Below are 19793 nucleotides of genomic sequence, written 5' to 3'. Positions count from 1 at the left end.
AAGAATAAAAATTAAAGAAAAGCGTAATTTCGGTTATTTCGCAAAAATGATCACGCGGATCTATATTCTATATAACTAAAGTTATTTTATAAAGCGAATTATTCTATGATAGCCTCTGTCCAGACAAGTAATTCTAAATTGGTACAAATAAATAACAAGTTGACAGTTCAATCTCAAAATTTCGCTGATGATTCTTGTGCCATAAGATCTTTGGATTGGGATCGCAGTAGATTTGATATTGAATTTGGTTTAAGAAATGGAACTACTTACAATAGTTTTATTATTAGAGGCGAAAAAATAGCAATTATTGATACTAGTCATGCAAAGTTCGAAGAATTATGGTTTAAAGAATTACTGAAAAAGGTCAATCCACAAGAAGTTGATTATCTAATTACAAGCCATACAGAACCTGATCATTCTGGTTTAATAGGTAATCTTTTAGAATTAAACCAAAATATCACAGTAGTTGGATCAAAATTAGCCCTTAAATTTATTGAAGACCAAATACATATTCCTTTTAAGCGTCTAGAGGTTAAGAGTGGAGAGTTTTTAAATCTCGGAACTAATCCTAATAGTGGTTTAGAACATAATATTGAATTTATAAGTGCACCAAATTTACATTGGCCAGATACCATATTTTCATATGATCACATCACACATGTTCTCTATACATGCGATGCATTTGGACTCCATTATTGTTCTGATGAATTTTTTGACACTGATCAAAAAGAAATATACGATGATTTCCGTTTTTATTACGATTGCCTTATGGGTCCAAACGCTAGAAGCGTTCTGCAGGCAATTAAAAGAATAGATAAGCTACCTGAATTAAAAACAATAGCTGTTGGTCATGGCCCTTTGCTCCATAATCAGGTCAATTTTTGGAAAGGAAAATATCTAGAATGGAGTAGCAATAAAAGCAAAGGCAATGATTTTGTGTCAGTCTGCTATATAAGCGACTATGGTTATTGTGATCGACTAAGTCAGGCGATATCTCATGGAATAAGTAAAGCAGATTCACAGGTTCAATTAATTGATTTAAGATCTTCTGACCCGCAAGAATTAACAAGTTTAATTTCCGAATCAAAAGCAGTAGTCATTCCCACATGGCCAGTAGACTCAGATAATGAATTAAAAGAATCTCTCGGTACTTTATTTGCAGCACTAAAACCGAAACAATTTACTGCTGTCTATGATGCATTTGGTGGAAATGATGAACCAATAGATTCCTTAGCAAATAAATTAAGAGAACTTGGTCAAAAAGAAGCTTTCTCCCCTTTAAGAGTTAAAAATATTCCAGATCCCATTGTTTATCAACAATTCGAAGAAGCTGGAACTGACTTGGGTCAATTGATCAATAAAAAGAAGAATATTGCCTCTATGAAAAGCCTTGATTCAAATTTAGATAAAGCGTTAGGTAGATTAAGTGGAGGTTTATATGTAGTTACAGCGAGCCAAGGGGCAGGTTCGACATTTAGACAAAGTGCAATGGTCGCAAGTTGGGTTAGTCAAGCAAGCTTTTCTCCACCAGGTATTACAGTTGCAGTAGCAAAAGATAGAGCTATTGAATCATATATGCAAGTTGGTAATGGTTTTGTTGTGAATATCTTGAGAGAAGATAACTATCAAAAAATGTTCAGACATTTTTTAAAAAGATTTGCCCCTGGAGCTGATAGATTTGCAGATGTAGATGTAATTAACAACATTGCTGAAGGAGGGCCAGTTCTCTCAGATTCACTCGCCTTTTTAGATTGTAAAGTTATTTCCAGAATGGAGACTCCAGACCATTGGATAATTTACGGAATTGTTGAAAACGGTAATGTTTCTGACTTATCATGCAAGACAGCAGTTCATCACAGAAAAGTTGCTAATCACTATTAGAAAATAAGTCTTTAAAAATGTCAGATATTAACATAGACCTACATGCAGAAAATCAAAACTTATCAGAATTTGAAATTACCGAAAATTTTTCTTGTGTAAGATTCTTAGACCAAAATAAAGAAAGATTTGAACTTGAATTTAACCTTGAAAAAGGAACCTCTTTTAATACTTTTTTCATTAGAAGTAATAAGGAACTTTTTATTATTCATCCACCTGAGAAACAATATTTGAATTCATTTAATAAAGTAATTTCTAGGTTTTGCGATCAATTTAAATTAGATAAAATCAACTTCATTTCTGGTCATATTAATCCCAAGATTATTGAAACTATAAAAAATATAAGTACCCAATTTCAAAACACAACTATTACATGCTCTAATCCAGGTTATAAACTTATTAGCGAACTTTGGAATCAAAGAAATCCTACCTTAGAAAACTTTATTGAAATTCAATTACCTGAAATAAACATAATTAAAAAAGAGCTTAATTTAGAATTAGATAACATTTCACTAGAATTAATTCCTATTCCAACAGCACGTTGGCCTGGTGGCCTGATAATTTATGAACGTAATCAAGAAATACTTCTTAGTGAAAAAATTTTCTCTGCACACATTGCATCTAAATATTGGTCTGAAACAAATCGAGTTAGTACAGAAATTGATAGGAAACATTTTTATGATTGCTTGATGGCACCAATGTCTAATCAAGTAGTATCAATAACTGAAAAAATTGCAGATTATGACATTAAAACTATTGCACCATTACATGGTCCCGCGATCGAATATAGCTTAAAAAGCTTTTTAAATGACTATATTAGATGGGGAGAGAACCTCTCAACAAATAATCCTAAGATCGCTCTTATATATGCAAGTGCTTATGGAAATACAGCCTCAATAGGTGATGCATTGGCTAAAGGGATAAATAGAACCTCCGTAGAAGTTGAAAGTATTAATTGTGAATTTACACCTAATGATTTACTTGTAAAATCTATCCAAAATGCTAATGGTTATTTAATCGGATCACCCACCTTAGGCGGCCACGCACCAACTCCAATAGTTAGTGCACTAGGAACATTATTAGCAGAGGGTAATAGAGATAAGCCAGTGGGAATTTTTGGCAGTTTTGGCTGGAGCGGCGAAGCTATAGATTTACTTGAATCAAAATTAAAAGACGGTGGTTTTAAGTTTAGTTTTGACCCTATAAGAATTAAATTCAGTCCAAATAAACCAAAGATTAAAGAGCTAGAAGAAATAGGAACTCACTTTGGGAGAAAAATTTTAAAAAAAGCAAATAAAAAAACCAGAAAATCAGATACAGGAATGATTACAAGTAAAACGAATCCAAAGTTACAAGCACTTGGAAGAGTTATTGGTTCGCTTTGTGTTCTAACTGCCTCTAAAGGAAAAGCTGAGAACAATATCAAAGGAGCTATGCTTGCATCTTGGGTTAGTCAAGCAAGTTTTTCTCCACCGGGATTAAGTATCGCAGTAGCAAAAGATAGATCGGTAGAATCTCTTCTTCAAATTGGAGATTCATTCGCATTAAACATTTTAAGTGAAAAAGATTTTAAAGAACCTTTGAAAAGATTCACTAAATCATTTGCACCAGGAGAAGATAGATTTGAAGGTTTAGAACCTGAATTGACTCCTAATGAACAGATAATCATCCCTGAGTCCTTAGCATGGTTGGATGCTTCTGTAAAAAAGAGAATGGAATGTGGAGATCATTGGGTTATATACGCCGAAGTGCTACACGGTAATATATTAAAATCCGATAGTCTAACAGCAGTGCATCATCGTAAAACTGGTGCTAGCTATTAAATTTATTTATTTATTTATTTAATTTATGACTGAATCAAAAGATCTAATAATTATTACAGCTAGTTGTGGGAAAAATCTAGAACTTTCTGAAAAATTCCTAGAAAAAAGTAATGAACTTAAAATAAGTTCTGAGATTTTAGATCTTACCACTCTTGATATTCCACTATTTAATCCAAGAATTCACAGCAAAGAAAATATTCCAAGAGAAATAGAAGAATTAAAAAAAAAGCTTTTCTCAATAGAAAAGTGGGTGATTTGTGCTCCTGAATATAATGGTTCAATACCTCCCATTCTCTCCAACTTCATAGCATGGCTCTCTATCTCGGGAGATGACTTTAGAAATTTATTTAATGGTCAACCAATTGCAATTGCAACATTTTCTGGTGGCATAGGATTAGAACTACTTACCTCATTACGCATTCAACTAGTGCATTTAGGAAGTCAAGTATTAGGCAGACAACTTTTGTCTTCATATAGTAAACCGATAGACACCAAAACTATTGAAGATATTATTAAAAGACTTCTACAAATGAAAAAATTAAAAACATAAACTGTAAAAATAAAACTAAATATCAATTTTGTTCATTCCAAACTTTTAGAATTTGTCTCGCCATAGGAAGTGCATGTACAGAACCTCCACCTGGAGTATTTTGAGCAAAAGCAACTATAAGCAACTCACTCTTTTCAGAAGGAGTAAAACAAACAAACCAAGCATGATCTAAGCCACCTTCACCATCTTCAGCAGTTCCAGTTTTACCTGAAACTGGAGGTAAATTTGAAACTCCATAATTAATTGATACTCCTGTACCAGACTCGACTACTTTCCTGAGGCCGTCTTTTATCAACTGAATATTATTTGGATCAATATCAATTTTAATACGTTGTTTATCTAAAACATTTCCATCATCTTTTTTAACTAAATGAGGAGTAACTAGATAACCTCCATTTGCAATCGCTGCATATGCTCTGGCTAATTGAATAGGAGTAACTTGAACAACAAATTGTCCAATAGACATACTCGCAATATCTTCTGGAACCCAAGGAGTTCTTCCTGGTTCGCCCCATCCTCTCCCTTCTTTAGCCCATTTGCTACTTGCTACTAAACCTATATTTTCTTGTTCAGAAATTTCAATTCCAGATAAAGAATTAAAACCAAGCTTTCTAGAGACCTTATGAATTTCGTCAACACCTACTCCATATCCGACTTGATAAAAAAATGTATTACTTGAAACTCTTAAAGCATCTTCATAACCTATTACCCCAAAGCCTAAATCATTATGCTCCCTAAAACATTGGCTCCCATAAGTTATACATGGTTTAGTTTCCAACATAGTATCAATTGGAAATTTTCCACTTTCTAAGCCCGCTAAAGCCGTTACAATCTTCCAAACACTTCCAGGATCATAAGCATTTAATGCTCTATTGAAAAGAGGTTTTTCAGTAGAATTGAATAACTTATTGTATTCTTTTTCAGGCTTAAAATCCTTTGAGAAAAAATTCAAATCAAAAGTAGGCCTACTTGCCATTGCCTTTATTGCACCATCTCTTGGATCCATAACTATTATGGCTCCAGCTTTTTTGTCTTTAAGAACTTCCTCAGCAATTAATTGCAATTCCATATCAATAGTCAATTCAATATCATTACCTTGTATGGAGGGTTTAACACCCAAGGATCTTTGGAATTTCCCTAAAGAATTTACTTCAACCATCTCTCCACCCCATTCACCTCTTATAAAGTCTTCGTAAACATATTCAATGCCAGTTCTACCTATTAAATCATTTAATTTATAACCCTTTTTAGATAAAAATTTATATTCTAAATCAGTAATTGGCTGTGTATATCCAATTAAGTGAGCAGCTAAGGATTTATAAGGATAATTTCTAATTAATTTCGTCGCTATTTCAAAACTAAATAAATTATCTTCATTTTCCTTAAATTTTATTAATTGATTCACACTTAAATCATCAATAATAGTTACTGCAAGTTTCTGATTTTTTAAACCATCAAAATATTTTGTTTGAATTAAATTTTTATCAATATTTAATAAGTCAGAAATAATTAATTTATGTTTTCCCCAATCGCTTTCATTTACAGCTTGAGGTTTTATTATTAGAGAATATTTCACTCTACTATCTGCTAGAACATTACCATTTTTATCAAGTATTCTTCCTCGTATTGGTTGAGAAGCGATAAGTCTAATGCGATTCTCATCAGACATTTGCATAAAAGATTCGTAATTTAATAATTGTAAAAAAATTAACCTTAATAAAATCAATAAAAATGAAATAGAAGAAAAGATAAGTAAGACTAAAGATTGTCTCTTGAATGCAATAAGTTTTTGACTAGAGTTTCTTATTATCAAAAATTTAAAGTTTATCTAAATATTGTTTTTTCTAATAAAGCAATAGTTGAACTTATATCTTTAAGTCTAGTGATTAAATTTTTATAATCGCTCTCTTCTTTATTCAGAGTAAAATCATCATTTTCTAGATCATTTGGAGTAAATTCTTCATTCATAAACTTTTAATTTTTAGCTTCATTGTTCTATATATTCCAATCTTAAATAAAAAAAAAAATTTTTCAAAATAATATTAAGTTCGATACTGTACAAAAATCATAAGAAAATTAATTTAACTGTTCCAAGTTTTGTTCAAAATAAGGATTACAACTATTTTTAGATATTCCTAAAGACCACCCTATGAATAATGAGAGGAATATCGTAACGATTAATGGTAAAAAAGCTTGTTGAGTATTTTCAAGAAGAAACCATTCCTTCCAGTTGCTAAAAAACCTTTCTCTTTGAAACTTTCTCTTTTCATTTTCTAATAATTTTGCTTTTTTGGCGAACGATTTTTTAACCCACTTTTCAAAAGGTATTTTTTTTATAATCGCCATTTTTCTCTCAACTTCTAATAACTGACCTGAATTAAGATAAGGATGAAATGTACTTATCAATTCAAGAGTTTTTAAAAACATCTCAACAGTTGCATCTTTGATTAGTTTTTGCTCATGACTTAAATCAGTCCACTCTATTTCTGGATAAAAACGATTCCTATTTGGATGAATTTGATCCTCAGACATTTGACCAAGTTCTCTAAGCCATCTATTAGTATTTTCATCGAATCTTCTCCAATACAAAAAAGGATTAATAAAAATTTTTTTACCAGATATTTTTACTACATCTTGTTGAAGATGATTAGTTATCTTTTTATCAGAGTTTTTCAAATTTACCAAAAGTCTAAATTAATAATCTAATTAAAGATTATCTTTTATTTAACATTTTTCCAGAAATTAAAAAAAAAATTCTATGAGTATTAATTTATTGATAACTGCCAACGCTTTTTTAAATAATTACAATATTCGCAACTTGATGAAGGTTTTGGAAAAGTATCAGAACGTAATAAATTAACTGTATCAATTATCTTAGGTTCTACCCATGATGTTGAGCATTCTAATCTAATTAGATTTACATCAAATTTTAATTGATTATTAAAAAACTTTTCATTTTTTTTTCCATTAAAATATAAAAGATATGCTTCATTAGAAACTTGAAAACCGTTTTTCTTAAATAACCACTGATACATTTCCAATTGTCTCTTATAAGCTTTTGCATATTCGTATTTATTAAAAGTCTCTGACCAATCAAAATTTTTTCTAGATGTTGCTTTTACATCAACGATGATAAGATCACCATTTTTTTTTTGCCAAATATCATCAACAGCTCCACCAAAATCATAGTTATGCTCAATTGATTTATATCTTATCCCTTGAAAATTACTTCTCCAACGTTCTAGATCTTTATGTTTGAAAGGGACAGCATCAATGCCATTTTCAATCAAAAAGGGATGAGGCTCCTGAATTCTTCTGTAATGATCAAATTCGTTTTTACATAAATTATCTACTGCTATATTTAGAGTAAATGGTAATGATGGTGGTTTTATTCGATACTTTTTATCAAGTACACAACATCTCGGACAGCTAAGATACTTTTCGACAGTGGATCTACTTAATTTAATAATTTCGCTCATCACGTTTTAAATCTAATTTAAAAAATTTGATAATTTACCCCACTAAATAGTTAAATTGCTCTAATCTTGGACTATTACAGGAGTGATTTTCACTTCAGAACCAAGTGCAAAGCAAAAGTATTACTTACATTATGAAAGTTGAAAAAACTTTTCTAACTAATTGTAGATAATTAGTTAGAAATTACAATTAAATTAATCATTATTTACTTAGTAAACAATTTATAAAAACATTGAGTTAAGACTATAATCGATATAAAGATATTATCTTCATAAATAATGAAAGGTTTTAGCGAAAAGAACCAATCAATACAAAATCTTTAGGAGGATGGAAAACTATAAAGAGATGCTTAGACCTGCAATGGAAATAATTACTCAAAAGGCTAAATATGAAGACCTAAAGTATTAATCAGGAAAAATATACATAAAACATCTCATAAAACCCTTAAATCCTTTACGCAAACTCTATAGTTAAAGGAATTTGAACTACGAGAAAAGTAGTCATATCAAAAGGTTTGAAAGCAGAATTAGACCGATTTCTTCACGTGTAACCCAATTGCTGCCACGTATCTACAAAAATGTACAAATCTATAAGCTTTTCATAGATTTAACATATTAATTACTAATTTATTTCTATCCAAATTTAGATTAAAAACAAAAAACATCCAGCAACAAATCCACTTACATGACCCAATAAACTTACTCCTGGCAAGAAAGAGAGAATCAATCCTATAAAGCAAATTGTCTTCGACATTTTTTGAACTTCATCATTGGATTTTAAACTAATTTTTTTACCTAAAAAATAATTCTTTCCATAAAAAGAAGTTAATAATAAGAATCCAAATAAAGCATAAATTATTCCGCTAAATCCTAAAGCAGCATAATTTGGATAGATATCAAAAAAATACGATAAGATCTTCTCGTAAACCCATATAATAAAAAAATTTAAAAAAGAACAAATTAAAATAAATTTCAAATAAAACAACCTGCTTGCAATTCCGAGTCTCATTAAAAAATATCTAGTGATAATTATTCCACCGAGATTACTTAATAAATGATTTAAATCTGCATGGACCCAAAGCGATGTAAAAATTCTATAGGGTTGATCACTGATTAATCTTGGGACAAAGTATAAAAATTCTTTATCGAAAACTTTAATTAAATCTGTAAAAATAAAAACTGATATGAGAACAGAAGCGCTGACTACATACTGCCAATCATATTTCGATATGGAATTTTTAAAAGGCATAAAAACGTGGAAAGTCTAGAGAAATTTATTTTTATACAATTTCTCTGTAGAGATGAGATTTTACCCTCACGTGTAACCAACTTTCTTAAAGTATAAATGACTTTATACCCCTTTTGCTATTCCCACTCAATGTTTCCACCCAATTTTGATGCTTCAAAGTCGTTGGTATGATTGACTTTAGTTATGACACTATTCTTAGGTAAAACCAACGTAAAACCTATTAACTCCATTATTTATACTTTGCGTTGTAATTATATGAACTAGTTGTAGAGAACATATTTGAGTTTTCAATAAGAAAAAAAAATTAATTTCCTTTTTCAACTCCCCATACTTTTCTTAATGCTTTTAAATCAAATTCCGTTACAAACATATCATCTACTGGATATAGAAAATTGTTGTAAGACATCACTGTCTTCTTACTATTAATTCTCATATCTTCGGGATCAAAATTAGATTTACAATATTTTCCACAACCCTTATCAAAATGTGCCAAACCAAGGGCATGAGCTAATTCATGCACTATTGTATAGGCACTGCCCACGGATAAAGTAGGATATTTTTTTAATTTTGGAATATCCATTGGAGAGTCACCCCACGCGACATCTAATCGAAACCATCTGTCTGGAACATCATCTCCATTATCAGACGCCATTCCATAAGTATCTTCATTTATATTAGTTTTATATATTCTTATCATTGCATCAGTCTTTGAATCAACTCTTTCAAAATCAAGGTCAATATATTTATCAATCTTAGAAATAAAATTTACAATAAATTTCTCTTCATCTAAAGAGTGTTCATAGGTTTTCTTAAAGTATTTTGGTAATAATTTAGAATTTAGTTTGCCGTTTTTATCGTGAATGTAATATGTAATTGGTCTTGTATAAGTATTACCATCAAATCCAGCATATTTATTAAAACCTCTCAATAAAGGGTCAGATGAAACGTCGGTGTAAAGTATATCTTTAGTAGATAACTTAACCTTAGTTTTTATATTTTTCGCAAATATTTCTAGTCCTTTATTTTTATCAAATACTGCACCTTTAATATCTCCTATTGATTCTTTATTTAAACTACGATCCATATAACTCTCTCCATCATTTGGATTAATTTTTATTGCTTCTGTAAAGTCAGATATTGCACCTTTGTAATCTTCTAAATTTTCTTTTGCAATTCCACGATTAGAATATGCAAATTCATGTTTTGGATTAATTTTTATTGCCTCTGTAAAGTCAGATATTGCACCTTTGTAATTTTCTAAATTTAATTTTGCAATTCCACGATTATTGTAGGCATCATCATCTTTTGAATTGATTATTATTGCTTCTGTATAATCAGATATAGCACCTTTGTAATCTTCTAAATCTTCTTTTGCAATTCCACGGTTATAGTAAGCATCACCATTTTTTGGATTAATTTTTATTGCCTCTGTAAAGTCAGATATCGCACCTTTGTAATCTTCTGCATCTAACTTATCAACACCACGATTAATGAAAAATTGTGCGCTTTCTGCATTTACTTTTTGATGATGAAGGACAACGAATACTGAAGTTACTAGACTAAAACCTCCTTTAAATAAAAATGAATGACCTATAGGCATTAAAGATAATATTGCTCCAATAAAAGCAGTTCTTTTCTTCATCTCAAAATTAATTTTTTTTTAAATATACCTACTGTAGAGAAAACAGACTTGATACGATTTCTCTTAAGAGACGCTGAAAAAGTGCTACGTAAAACCGCCCTATGTTTTATCGCCCAAAAGCACTGCTATGACATAACAATTATTTTGACTATATATCACGTAAAACCGATTAATTTAAGTTATCACTGAGTTCTTAAAATCTGTTTATTCCCACTCAATGGTTTCACCCAATTTTGACGCTTCAAAGTAATTGGTATGACTGACTTGGATGATTTCAAAATTCTTGCGTAAAACCCACGTAAAACCGAAAACTTCCATTCTTTATATTTTGCTTTGTAATTATATGAACTAATTGTAGAGAATACATTTTTATTTTCAACGAATAGATTAATTGCCTTTTTCAAGACCCCAAATTGTTCTTAATGCTACGATGTCCAGTTCTGTAAGGAAACTATCGTCTGGAGACCGATAATCGTTATAAGACATGATTGTATCCTCAGTAGTAAAACGTTCATCTTTTGGATCAATAACAAAATTACAATATCGTCCACATCCAGGATCCCTATGCCATAAACCTAATGCGTGCGCAATTTCATGAACTATTATTGAAGCGCCATCTACAGATAAAGTTGGGTATTTCTTCATCTGCAGTTTGTTATATCGAAATCCTTCTGACCACGCTATTTCAATTCTATATTTTGGATAAGTATCCGAACTCATATATCCAGTCTTTCCCTCTTCCTCCCATTCATTTGTTTTAAAAATTTTTATCATTGCTTTACTTGGTGAATCGACTCTCATAAAGTCAAGGTCAATATAGGAGTCAATTTTAGAAAAAATATCAACAATAAATTTCTCAGCATCATCAGAAATTTCATAAGTTTTCTTGAACGCTTTTGGTAAAAGTTTAGAACTCAATCTTCCTGTTTTATCGTGAATATAATAGGTAATAGGTTTTTGATATGTTTTGCCATCGAATCCCGCAAATTGCCTAAAACCTTTAAGCATATCGTCGCGTATATTTAGTTCGGAGCGTTTATTTAATATCGTAAGTGGAACAATATCTTTAATAAAGATTCCATCCTTGCCTTTAGAGGAAATTTCTAGTGATCTTTTCATATCCAAAAAAGCACTTTCATAATCCTTTAATTCATCTTTTGCTTTTGATCTATTAAAGTAAGCATCTGCATTTTCTGGGTTTATTTTTATTGCCTTTGTGTAGTCCTCTATCGCTCCTTTAGTATCTAGTAATTCTTGTTTTGCTCGACCACGGTTATAGTAAGCATCTCCATATTCTGGGTTTATTTTTATTGCCTTTGTGTAGTCCTCTATCACTCCTTTAATATCTCTTTGACCCTCTTTTAGAATTGCTCTGTAGTAATACGCAACTACATCATTTGGGTTGATTTTTATTGCTTTTGTATAGTCCTTTATCGCTCCTTTAACATCTCTTTTTTGACCCTCTTTTAGAATTACTCGGTTGTAAGAGGAATATAGAATTGCTTTGTTGTAATACGCCCTACCATCATTTGGGTTGATTTTTATTGCTTTTTTGTAGTCCTCTATCGCTCCTTGAAAGTCTCTTCGACCCTCTTTAATAATTGCTCTGTAGTAATATGCCCTACCATCATTTGGGTTGATTTTTATTGCTTTTGTGTAGTCCTCTATCGCTCCTTTAATATCTAGTAATTCTTTTTTTACACGACCACGGTAATAGTAAGCATCTCCATATTCTGAGTTGATTTTTATTGCTTTTGTGAACTCTGATAGCGCTCCTCTAAAATCATCTTGATCATATTTTTTAAGACCTTTTTTATAAAAATAATTTGCATTATTTGTCTCTGCTTTAGCAGATAATGAATGTATTACAGCACTACTTATTAATGCAATACCTGTGCCTCTCAATAATGGTTGACCTAGTGGAATTAAAGATAATATTGCCCCAATAAAAGCAGTTCTTTTTTTCATAACAAAATTACTTTAAATCACTATACCAACTGTAGAGAAAACAGACTTTATACGATTTCTCTTAAGAGACGGAGAATAAGAGCAACGTAAAACCCACGTAAAACCGCCCTATATTTTTTCGCCCAAAAGCACTGCTATGACATAACTATGATCTTGACTATTTCTCAAGTAAAACCGATTTAATTAAGTTATTACTGGGTTTTTAAAATCTTTTTATTCCCACTCAATAGTTCCTGGCGGTTTGCTTGTAATATCATAAACAACTCTATTAACTGAAACGACTTCGTTTACGATTCTATTGGAAATTCTCTCTAAAATCGGAAAAGGAATTTTTGACCAGTCTGCTGTCATACCATCTTCACTAGATACACAACGTAAAACTATTGGCCATGCATAAGTCCTTTTATCACCCATAACTCCTACAGTTTTAACTGGTAACAATACTGCAAAAGCTTGCCAAATATCATTGTAAAGACCTGCTTTTTTAATTTCGTCTCGAACTATCCAATCTGCATCTCTTAAGCAGTCAAGTTTTTCATTATTAACTTCTCCCAAAATTCTGATCGCTAACCCTGGGCCCGGGAATGGATGCCTTTTTATAATTTCATCCGGCAAACCTAAGGCCGCTCCCAATTTGCGGACTTCATCCTTAAAAAGTTTTCTTAATGGCTCAACTAATTTGAATTGTAAATCTTTTGGTAATCCGCCCACATTATGATGACTCTTAATTTTTACCGCTATTCTTTCCCCAGTCTTAGGATCAATATTAGTACCAGCACTTTCAATAACATCAGGGTAAAGAGTACCTTGGGCTAAATACTGAAAAGGCCCCAATCTATTACTTTCTTCTTCAAATACCCTAATAAATTCTTCACCAATAATTTTTCTTTTTTGTTCTGGATCAGTAATCCCTTTTAATTTAGAAATAAACCTTTCCCTTGCATTAATATATTCAACCTTGATATGAAATTTCTTATCAAAAAAATTCATTAAAAATTCAGGTTCACCTTTTCTCATAAAACCTTGGTCTATAAACATGCATGTAAGCTGATTTCCAATTGCTTTATTGAGAAGAAACGCAAGAGTTGATGAATCAACTCCTCCTGATAAAGCAAGCAAAACTTTTTTATTGCCAACTTGCTCTCTTATCCTGGGAATAGTTTCCTCAATATAGGTTTCGGTTGTCCAATCAGCCGCACAACTAGAAATGTCATAAACAAAATTTTTAATTATCGTAATCCCAAACTCTGAATGAATTACTTCAGGATGAAATTGTACGCCAAATAATTTCTTTCTATCATTTGAAATTGCTGCATGGAGTGTGTTCTCGGTATGAGCAATTTTATTAAATCCATCAGGCAAAGAATGAATTGAATCGCCATGACTCATCCACATTATAGATTTATCTTCCACATCAGAAAGAAGGTCAGATTCTTGATCTATAGTTAGAGGGGCTCTACCATATTCAGCTTTTTTGGTTGCTGAAGTGACAGTTCCTCCAAGTTCTTTGACCATTAATTGCATTCCGTAGCATATGCCAAGAATAGGAATTCCTAAATTAAAAATTTTTTCATCACATTTTGGAGCATTTTGTTCATATACAGAATTTGGGCCACCACTCAAAATTATCCCTTTAGGATTAATATCATTAATTTCTTCAATTGAAATAAAGTTACTTACTACAAGAGAAAAAACATTAGTTTCTCTAATTCTTCTTGCAATCAATTCAGAATATTGAGATCCAAAATCTAAAATTAGTATTGAAGGATCGCGTTCTTTTTTTAAAGATGTTTGACTCATGTATAAAAGTTAGCTCAATTTATTTACAAAAGCATAATCAATCAAAAATTAATCTCATTGAAAATGAGAAATATACTTATTACCGTTAGTTCCAGCCCACCTAATTTCTCTTTTTCTATCAAAAATGATTGATGCAATTTCAATATCCGTTTTTACATACCTATTTACATATGCAAAAGAACGCTTTTCAATCATATTTGATAAATGAAGGAATAATTTTTCAGCTATAGATTTATCAAATCTTTCAAGTATTAATAAGGCATCTTCAAGATTCTTTAATTGCGATAATTTGACTATTATTTCTGTTGGTAACTTTTCTTGAACAGATAAATAAACAAGAATCTCAATTCTTCCATCAGCCAGATGATTATGTGTATGAAAAATACCCCCTGCTAATTTTATTAATTTGCCGTGATAACCAAAAAGAATTACAGTTTTAACTTTTTTTATTGCAGCATCAACTATTAATGGTCCTATCCAGTTACCAACCTTTACAATTGGAAATTTAAAATTACAATTTTTTGCCAAATTTAAACCATTTTCACCAATCACAAAAATAACTTTCCCTTTAAAATCATTTTGAACTAACTTTGCTAGCTTAGTTTTAGCCTCCTCTAATTGATCAGGTGAAGCACTCGAATAAGTCTCAGCAGAAGTTCCAATAATAGATAATCCATCAACGATACCAAATGACTTATTACTAGTTCTTTCAGCTAAAAAAACACCCTTTGGGAAAATGATTTCTAAATTCAAATTAAAGCCCTCAGGAATAATATCTAATAAATTTTCAAATAAAACTTCTTTTGCAAAATCAGAAATACATATCTCTGATGTATCCTGTTTTATACCTACACCAGACCCTGCAATAATATTTATTGGATTTGTTTGAAAAGGATTATTTAATGAAATTTTTTCTAAAGAGGCTATTGTCCATATTTCTAAGTTTTGTGTAATGTCAAGATCTAAGCCAGACTTTGCAAAGGAAATTCCTAATGCATACGAGTTACCTTTAAGTAAACCAACAGAATGAATCTCGATTTTTATTTCTTTTTTTTCATTAGGAATTTTTATTAGTTCATAATTATCAAATGGCAAACCTAATAGTTTTTTTAATGCTGACCTAGAAGCGCCAGCAACCCACAAAGGTAAAGAAAATCCTTTTTTCAAATCAAGTAATTGAAAAATATATAATGAGAACTAATCTAAGAATGACCTATTTAACAAAAAGTGGCCATACAACAAAAATTATCATTGATGATTCCTGGACCTACACCAGTTCCAGAAAAAGTTTTACAAGCATTCAGTAAGCATCCAATAGGCCATCGCAGTAAAGAATTCCAGGATCTCGTAGAAAGTACTACTAAAAATTTACAGTGGCTTCATCAAACTCAAAATGATGTTCTAACAATTACTGGTAGTGGAACTGCCGCAATGGAAGCTGGAATAATAAATACCTTAAGTAAAGGAGATAAAGTAATTTGTGGAGAAAATGGAAAATTTGGCGAAAGATGGGTAAAAGTTGCTAAAGAATTTGGTTTAGAAGTAATAAAAATTGATTCCGAATGGGGTAATCCTCTTGATCCAGAAGAATTCAAAAGAATATTAGAAGAAGATAAACTTAAAGAAATAAAAGCCGTTATCTTAACTCATTCAGAGACATCAACAGGTGTAATCAATGATCTAGAAACTATAAGTTCATATATTCGTGAACACAAAACAGCGTTATCAATTATAGACTGCGTCACAAGTCTTGGGGCTTGCAATGTTCCAGTAGACAAATGGCAATTAGATATCGTTGCTTCAGGATCACAAAAAGGTTATATGATACCCCCAGGGCTTAGCTTTATATCTGTGAGCCAAAAAGCATGGGAAGCTGCAGAAAAATCTAATTTACCAAAATTTTATTTAAATTTAAAATCCTACAGAAAAAGTCTTTCAAGTAATAGTAATCCATATACTCCTGCAGTGAATTTAGTTTTTGCTTTAGATGAATCTTTAAAAATGATGCGAGAAGAAGGCTTAGATAACATTTTCCTCAGGCATAATAAACATAAATTAGCTATGAGCAATGCTGTAAAGGCTTTAGATCTAAACTTATTTGCAGATGAAAAATATTTAAGCCCTGCAATTACTGCAATAAAGACTGGAGAAATGGATGCTGAAGAATTTAGAAAAACAATAAAAAATAAGTTTGATATCTTACTTGCTGGTGGTCAAGATCAATTGAAGGGGGAAATATTTAGAGTTGGTCACTTAGGTTATGTAAGTGATAGAGATATCATTACAGTAATTTCTGCTATCAGCAATACGCTGCTTGATCTAGGTCAAATAAATACTCAACAAGCTGGAGAAGCATTATTGATAGCATCTAAATATCTTAAATCAGATTAAATTAAGTTCCTGGCTCTTCAACATTCCCTCCTAATTCAACAATCTTTTTTCTAAGAATGATAGATTTTTTTTCATCGCCCTTAGTTTGAGCGATTGCAAGAGCAAATTCTAATTTTTCAAGCTGGTGGCCACCCTCAAAAAAAGATAATTTTTTCCTAATTCCGATTTTATTAGCTTTGTAAGTAATATTTGAAGCCATAAAAATTAATACTCTAAATATATTATGCCAATAAAAGGGGTCATTACGAGAGAAAACAAAAATATAATTTGACTATATATCCAAGCAAAAAAATATTTTTCTAATATTATTACCAAACATCTTAAAAATTTATGCCAAACATAAATCTAATCTATTATCTAATTGCTGGCGTTATTTTTGGAGCTTTAGCTCTTAAAACGGGGATTCCCGCAGCTCCTCTTGCAGGCGCTTTAATAGGGGCAAGCATACTTAGCATTAGTGGGAAAGTGGACATAGCAGAATGGCCAATTGGGACGAGAACAATATTAGAAATTGGAATTGGTACAGTCATTGGTACATCTTTAACAAAAGACTCATTAATAGAACTTCAAAACCTATGGAGGCCTGCTATCTTGATAACTTTTACCTTAGTTATTACAGGATTAGCTATCGGTTTATGGACAAGCAGATTACTTAATGTAGATGTTATTACAACAATTCTGGGAGCTGCACCAGGAGGTATTAGCGGCATGAGTCTTGTGGGATCAGAATATGGTGTAGGAGCTGCAGTTGCAACTCTACACGCAGTTAGGTTGATTACTGTGCTTCTAATTCTTCCTTTAATTGTGAAATGCTTATACTTATTTGGAGTAATAAAATCTTAAATTTCTATAGACATATTCTTAATAACAGATATTTTTAAATAGAATAAAAAATTCAAATGCAAAGTTTCAAGCAGAAAAAACAAATATTTTTAATTTTAAGTATTATTACTCCTTTAGCCCTTACGACATTCAAAGTTAATGCAGGTACATTTGGAGCAGAAATTTTCTGTACTATGAGAGATGGAGGGAATGATCATGAAAGTAGTTGGGATGCAGCATATACTTATATAAAAAAGCAGAAAGGAGGAATTTTCAAAGTCTCACCTAAACAAGCAGCATCTCAAATTACTGAATCAGTGATAAGAGATATAGAAACTTTCAGTTACTGTGTTGAATACCTCGATAAACTCCATCCAAATAGAAAATTACTTAGAGATTTAAAAAAAGAAGAAGAAAGAAAAGAAAAAGAATTAGAAGAAGCTAATGAAGGATATTCAGAAGAGACAATTGAAAGATACAGTTATTAATTTAAGTTTTAAGTTTTAAGTTTTAAGTTTATTCAATGTTTTTGTATCTATCAACACTAAAGTATATTTTTACGAGCCAATTTGAGCTAAAAATTGATAAATAAATATTGACTTTTGATATATCCAAGCCATTATTTATTTAACTAAATGATCTGAATGCATATTAATGATGCGGTGTTTTTAGAAGATTTATGTCCTAAATTCAGATTCAGACAATGGCGAAAATCTATTCATAGATTTACAGGTAAAAGTTGTATATATTGCGGAAAACCATCTGAATCTATTGATCATGTATTGCCACGTAGCCAAGGCGGCTTAAATACAACAGAAAATTGTGTGCCTGCATGTCTTTCCTGCAATGGGGATAAATCAGATGAAAATGCTTTGTATTGGTATAGAAAACAAAAATTTTATGACCCGCGAAGAGCAATGGCTATAAGAGCTTGGTTAGAAGGAGATTTAAGATTAGCTTTAAGATTACTGCAATGGGCTAATCCAAATTACAAAATAAGTAATAAAAATTACGAAAAAAATAAATCAGAATATAAAGCAGCTTGACTACCAAACATTACATATTTTTCTAGAATTATAACTCTCACATATATTGCCTAATTCTCTTGGCGAGTCTGGAAATATTAAAATTGTCGAAAATGAAATAAGGAGAACAAATAATTTTTGGTAGAATTTATAATTAATTACACTGACTTCTTTTTCTATGAAACGAGTATAACTTCTACTAATGCCGAAAGTTTTTGATTTTAAATCAGGCCTAACAATTGTCTTCATCATTAATTAATACATATGTACTACTCTAACGCCGTATGAAGATGCACGCAAGTTCGCTAGGAAATAAAAATAAATTTTTAATCTTGGGATGTGGTTTTAGTGGAAGTTTCTTTGCAAAAACGATAAGGCAATTAGGTTGTACTGCTTTAACAAGTTCGAGATCTGAAAACAAAGATCCAAATAGTTTTGTATTTAACAGTGAAAATAGCATCGTTCCTAATGAAAAAATTTTTGATGGAGTCACACATATTCTTAGTTGCATACCTCCCGACAAAAATGGAAATGATCCGGTATTGGTAAGTCTTAAAAATAAGCTAAAAAGCATACCCCTTGAATGGGTCGGATATTTATCCACCACAGGAGTATATGGCAACACCAAAGGTGATTGGGTTTTTGAGACTGATCAACCCAACCCTTTTCAAGAAAGAAGTCATAAGAGGTTAAATTGTGAAAAAGAATGGATTGAATCTGGTTTACCTGTACAAATTTTTCGGTTACCAGGTATTTATGGACCTGGACGATCCACTTTTGAAACAATAAGAAATAAAAAAATTCGCGTTATTTCTAAAAAAAATCAGATATTTTCAAGAATTCATGTTGCTGATATTACAAATGCAATTATCTATCTATTACAAAATAAAAATTCCTTAAAGTTTCACCAGATTATTAATATTGCAGATGATAATCCCTGTTCTCAAATAGAAGTTATTCAATATTGCTACGATTTACTTGGTTTAAAAATGCCAAAGCCAATATTATTTGAGGATGCAAAAGAGAAATTATCGCCTATCGCTAAATCTTTTTGGATGGAAAACAGAAAAGTTTCTAATAAACTTTTATGCGAAACACTTGGATATAAACTAATTTATAAAAACTATAAAATAGGCTTAAAAAATTGCTTTTTGAATAGTTAAAAAAAT

General features: G+C 31.0%; 18 protein-coding genes. 8 read left to right on the top strand and 10 right to left on the bottom strand.

The genetic code is table 11. The features are described from left to right. The first annotated feature begins 105 nt into the window (after positions 1 to 105). From EU96_RS08380 to EU96_RS08390, 3 genes are read left to right on the top strand one after another with little or no spacing between them, the layout of a single operon-like run. Positions 106 to 1881, top strand: a complete 1776-nt coding sequence (locus EU96_RS08380; protein WP_032525751.1) for a diflavin flavoprotein — start codon at positions 106 to 108, stop codon at positions 1879 to 1881. A 17-nt stretch (positions 1882 to 1898) separates the two neighbouring features. After that, positions 1899 to 3701 (top strand): diflavin flavoprotein, encoded by a 1803-nt coding sequence (locus EU96_RS08385; protein ID WP_032525750.1) that lies wholly within the window; start codon positions 1899 to 1901, stop codon positions 3699 to 3701. 25 nt (positions 3702 to 3726) lie between these two features. Next, positions 3727 to 4251, top strand: a complete 525-nt coding sequence (locus EU96_RS08390) for an NADPH-dependent FMN reductase (protein WP_032525749.1) — start codon at positions 3727 to 3729, stop codon at positions 4249 to 4251. Between the two features lie 22 nt (positions 4252 to 4273). Here EU96_RS08390 and mrdA read toward each other — a convergent pair whose 3' ends face one another. The 9 genes from mrdA to cbiD all read right to left on the bottom strand — a co-directional run bounded on the left by mrdA (position 4274) and on the right by cbiD (position 15553). Beyond that, positions 4274 to 6064 carry a penicillin-binding protein 2 gene (gene mrdA, locus EU96_RS08395; protein WP_080735235.1) on the bottom strand — a complete coding sequence of 597 codons (1791 nt, stop codon included), beginning with the start codon at positions 6062 to 6064 and terminating at the stop codon, positions 4274 to 4276. 11 nt (positions 6065 to 6075) lie between these two features. Then, positions 6076 to 6219, bottom strand: coding sequence for a hypothetical protein (locus EU96_RS10105; protein ID WP_193741287.1), 144 nt, complete (start codon positions 6217 to 6219; stop codon positions 6076 to 6078). 108 nt (positions 6220 to 6327) lie between these two features. Continuing rightward, entirely contained in the window at positions 6328 to 6936 is a 609-nt protein-coding gene (locus EU96_RS08400; RefSeq protein WP_032525748.1) for a hypothetical protein, read from the bottom strand. Between the two features lie 80 nt (positions 6937 to 7016). Beyond that, positions 7017 to 7730, bottom strand: a complete 714-nt coding sequence (locus EU96_RS08405) for a PD-(D/E)XK nuclease family protein (protein WP_032525747.1) — start codon at positions 7728 to 7730, stop codon at positions 7017 to 7019. 640 nt (positions 7731 to 8370) lie between these two features. Continuing rightward, complete coding sequence (locus tag EU96_RS08410) at positions 8371 to 8976, bottom strand: rhomboid family intramembrane serine protease (protein WP_032525746.1); 606 nt, start codon at positions 8974 to 8976, stop codon at positions 8371 to 8373. A gap of 304 nt (positions 8977 to 9280) precedes the next feature. Continuing rightward, entirely contained in the window at positions 9281 to 10618 is a 1338-nt protein-coding gene (locus EU96_RS09635) for a tetratricopeptide repeat protein (RefSeq protein ID WP_052044249.1), read from the bottom strand. A 387-nt stretch (positions 10619 to 11005) separates the two neighbouring features. Then, on the bottom strand, positions 11006 to 12586 hold the full coding sequence (locus EU96_RS09630) for a tetratricopeptide repeat protein (RefSeq protein WP_052044248.1): 1581 nt from the start codon (positions 12584 to 12586) through the stop codon (positions 11006 to 11008). 213 nt (positions 12587 to 12799) lie between these two features. Then, the gene (guaA, locus tag EU96_RS08415; RefSeq protein ID WP_032525744.1) at positions 12800 to 14386 is read right to left on the bottom strand and encodes a glutamine-hydrolyzing GMP synthase; all 1587 of its coding nucleotides are present in this window, start codon (positions 14384 to 14386) and stop codon (positions 12800 to 12802) included. A gap of 54 nt (positions 14387 to 14440) precedes the next feature. Further along, a complete protein-coding gene (cbiD, locus tag EU96_RS08420) occupies positions 14441 to 15553 on the bottom strand; it encodes a cobalt-precorrin-5B (C(1))-methyltransferase CbiD (protein ID WP_032525743.1) in 1113 nt (370 codons plus the stop codon). A 60-nt stretch (positions 15554 to 15613) separates the two neighbouring features. Here cbiD and EU96_RS08425 point away from each other — a divergent pair, with 60 nt between their 5' ends. After that, positions 15614 to 16777, top strand: coding sequence for a pyridoxal-phosphate-dependent aminotransferase family protein (locus EU96_RS08425; RefSeq protein ID WP_241434546.1), 1164 nt, complete (start codon positions 15614 to 15616; stop codon positions 16775 to 16777). Position 16778: 1 nt separating this feature from the next. On the opposite strand, the gene EU96_RS08430 is transcribed toward EU96_RS08425, so the two are convergent. After that, complete coding sequence (locus EU96_RS08430; protein WP_032525740.1) at positions 16779 to 16976, bottom strand: hypothetical protein; 198 nt, start codon at positions 16974 to 16976, stop codon at positions 16779 to 16781. 131 nt (positions 16977 to 17107) lie between these two features. Here EU96_RS08430 and EU96_RS08435 point away from each other — a divergent pair, with 131 nt between their 5' ends. From EU96_RS08435 to EU96_RS08455, 4 genes are all read left to right on the top strand, one after another. Next, the gene (locus tag EU96_RS08435; protein ID WP_032525739.1) at positions 17108 to 17620 is read left to right on the top strand and encodes an AbrB family transcriptional regulator; all 513 of its coding nucleotides are present in this window, start codon (positions 17108 to 17110) and stop codon (positions 17618 to 17620) included. A gap of 56 nt (positions 17621 to 17676) precedes the next feature. Next, complete coding sequence (locus EU96_RS08440) at positions 17677 to 18087, top strand: DUF6554 family protein (RefSeq protein ID WP_032525738.1); 411 nt, start codon at positions 17677 to 17679, stop codon at positions 18085 to 18087. Between the two features lie 156 nt (positions 18088 to 18243). Then, positions 18244 to 18645: an HNH endonuclease gene (locus EU96_RS08445; protein ID WP_032525737.1), complete on the top strand. Its 402-nt coding sequence runs from the start codon at positions 18244 to 18246 to the stop codon at positions 18643 to 18645. Between the two features lie 263 nt (positions 18646 to 18908). Continuing rightward, positions 18909 to 19787, top strand: a complete 879-nt coding sequence (locus EU96_RS08455) for an oxidoreductase (protein ID WP_032525735.1) — start codon at positions 18909 to 18911, stop codon at positions 19785 to 19787. Positions 19788 to 19793 lie beyond the last annotated feature (6 nt).

The organism is Prochlorococcus marinus str. MIT 9302, from assembly GCF_000759975.1.
GTDB lineage: Bacteria > Cyanobacteriota > Cyanobacteriia > PCC-6307 > Cyanobiaceae > Prochlorococcus_A > Prochlorococcus_A marinus_M.
Note: the sequence above shows the minus strand (reverse complement) of the source record. Positions and strands in the feature narration are given on the sequence as shown.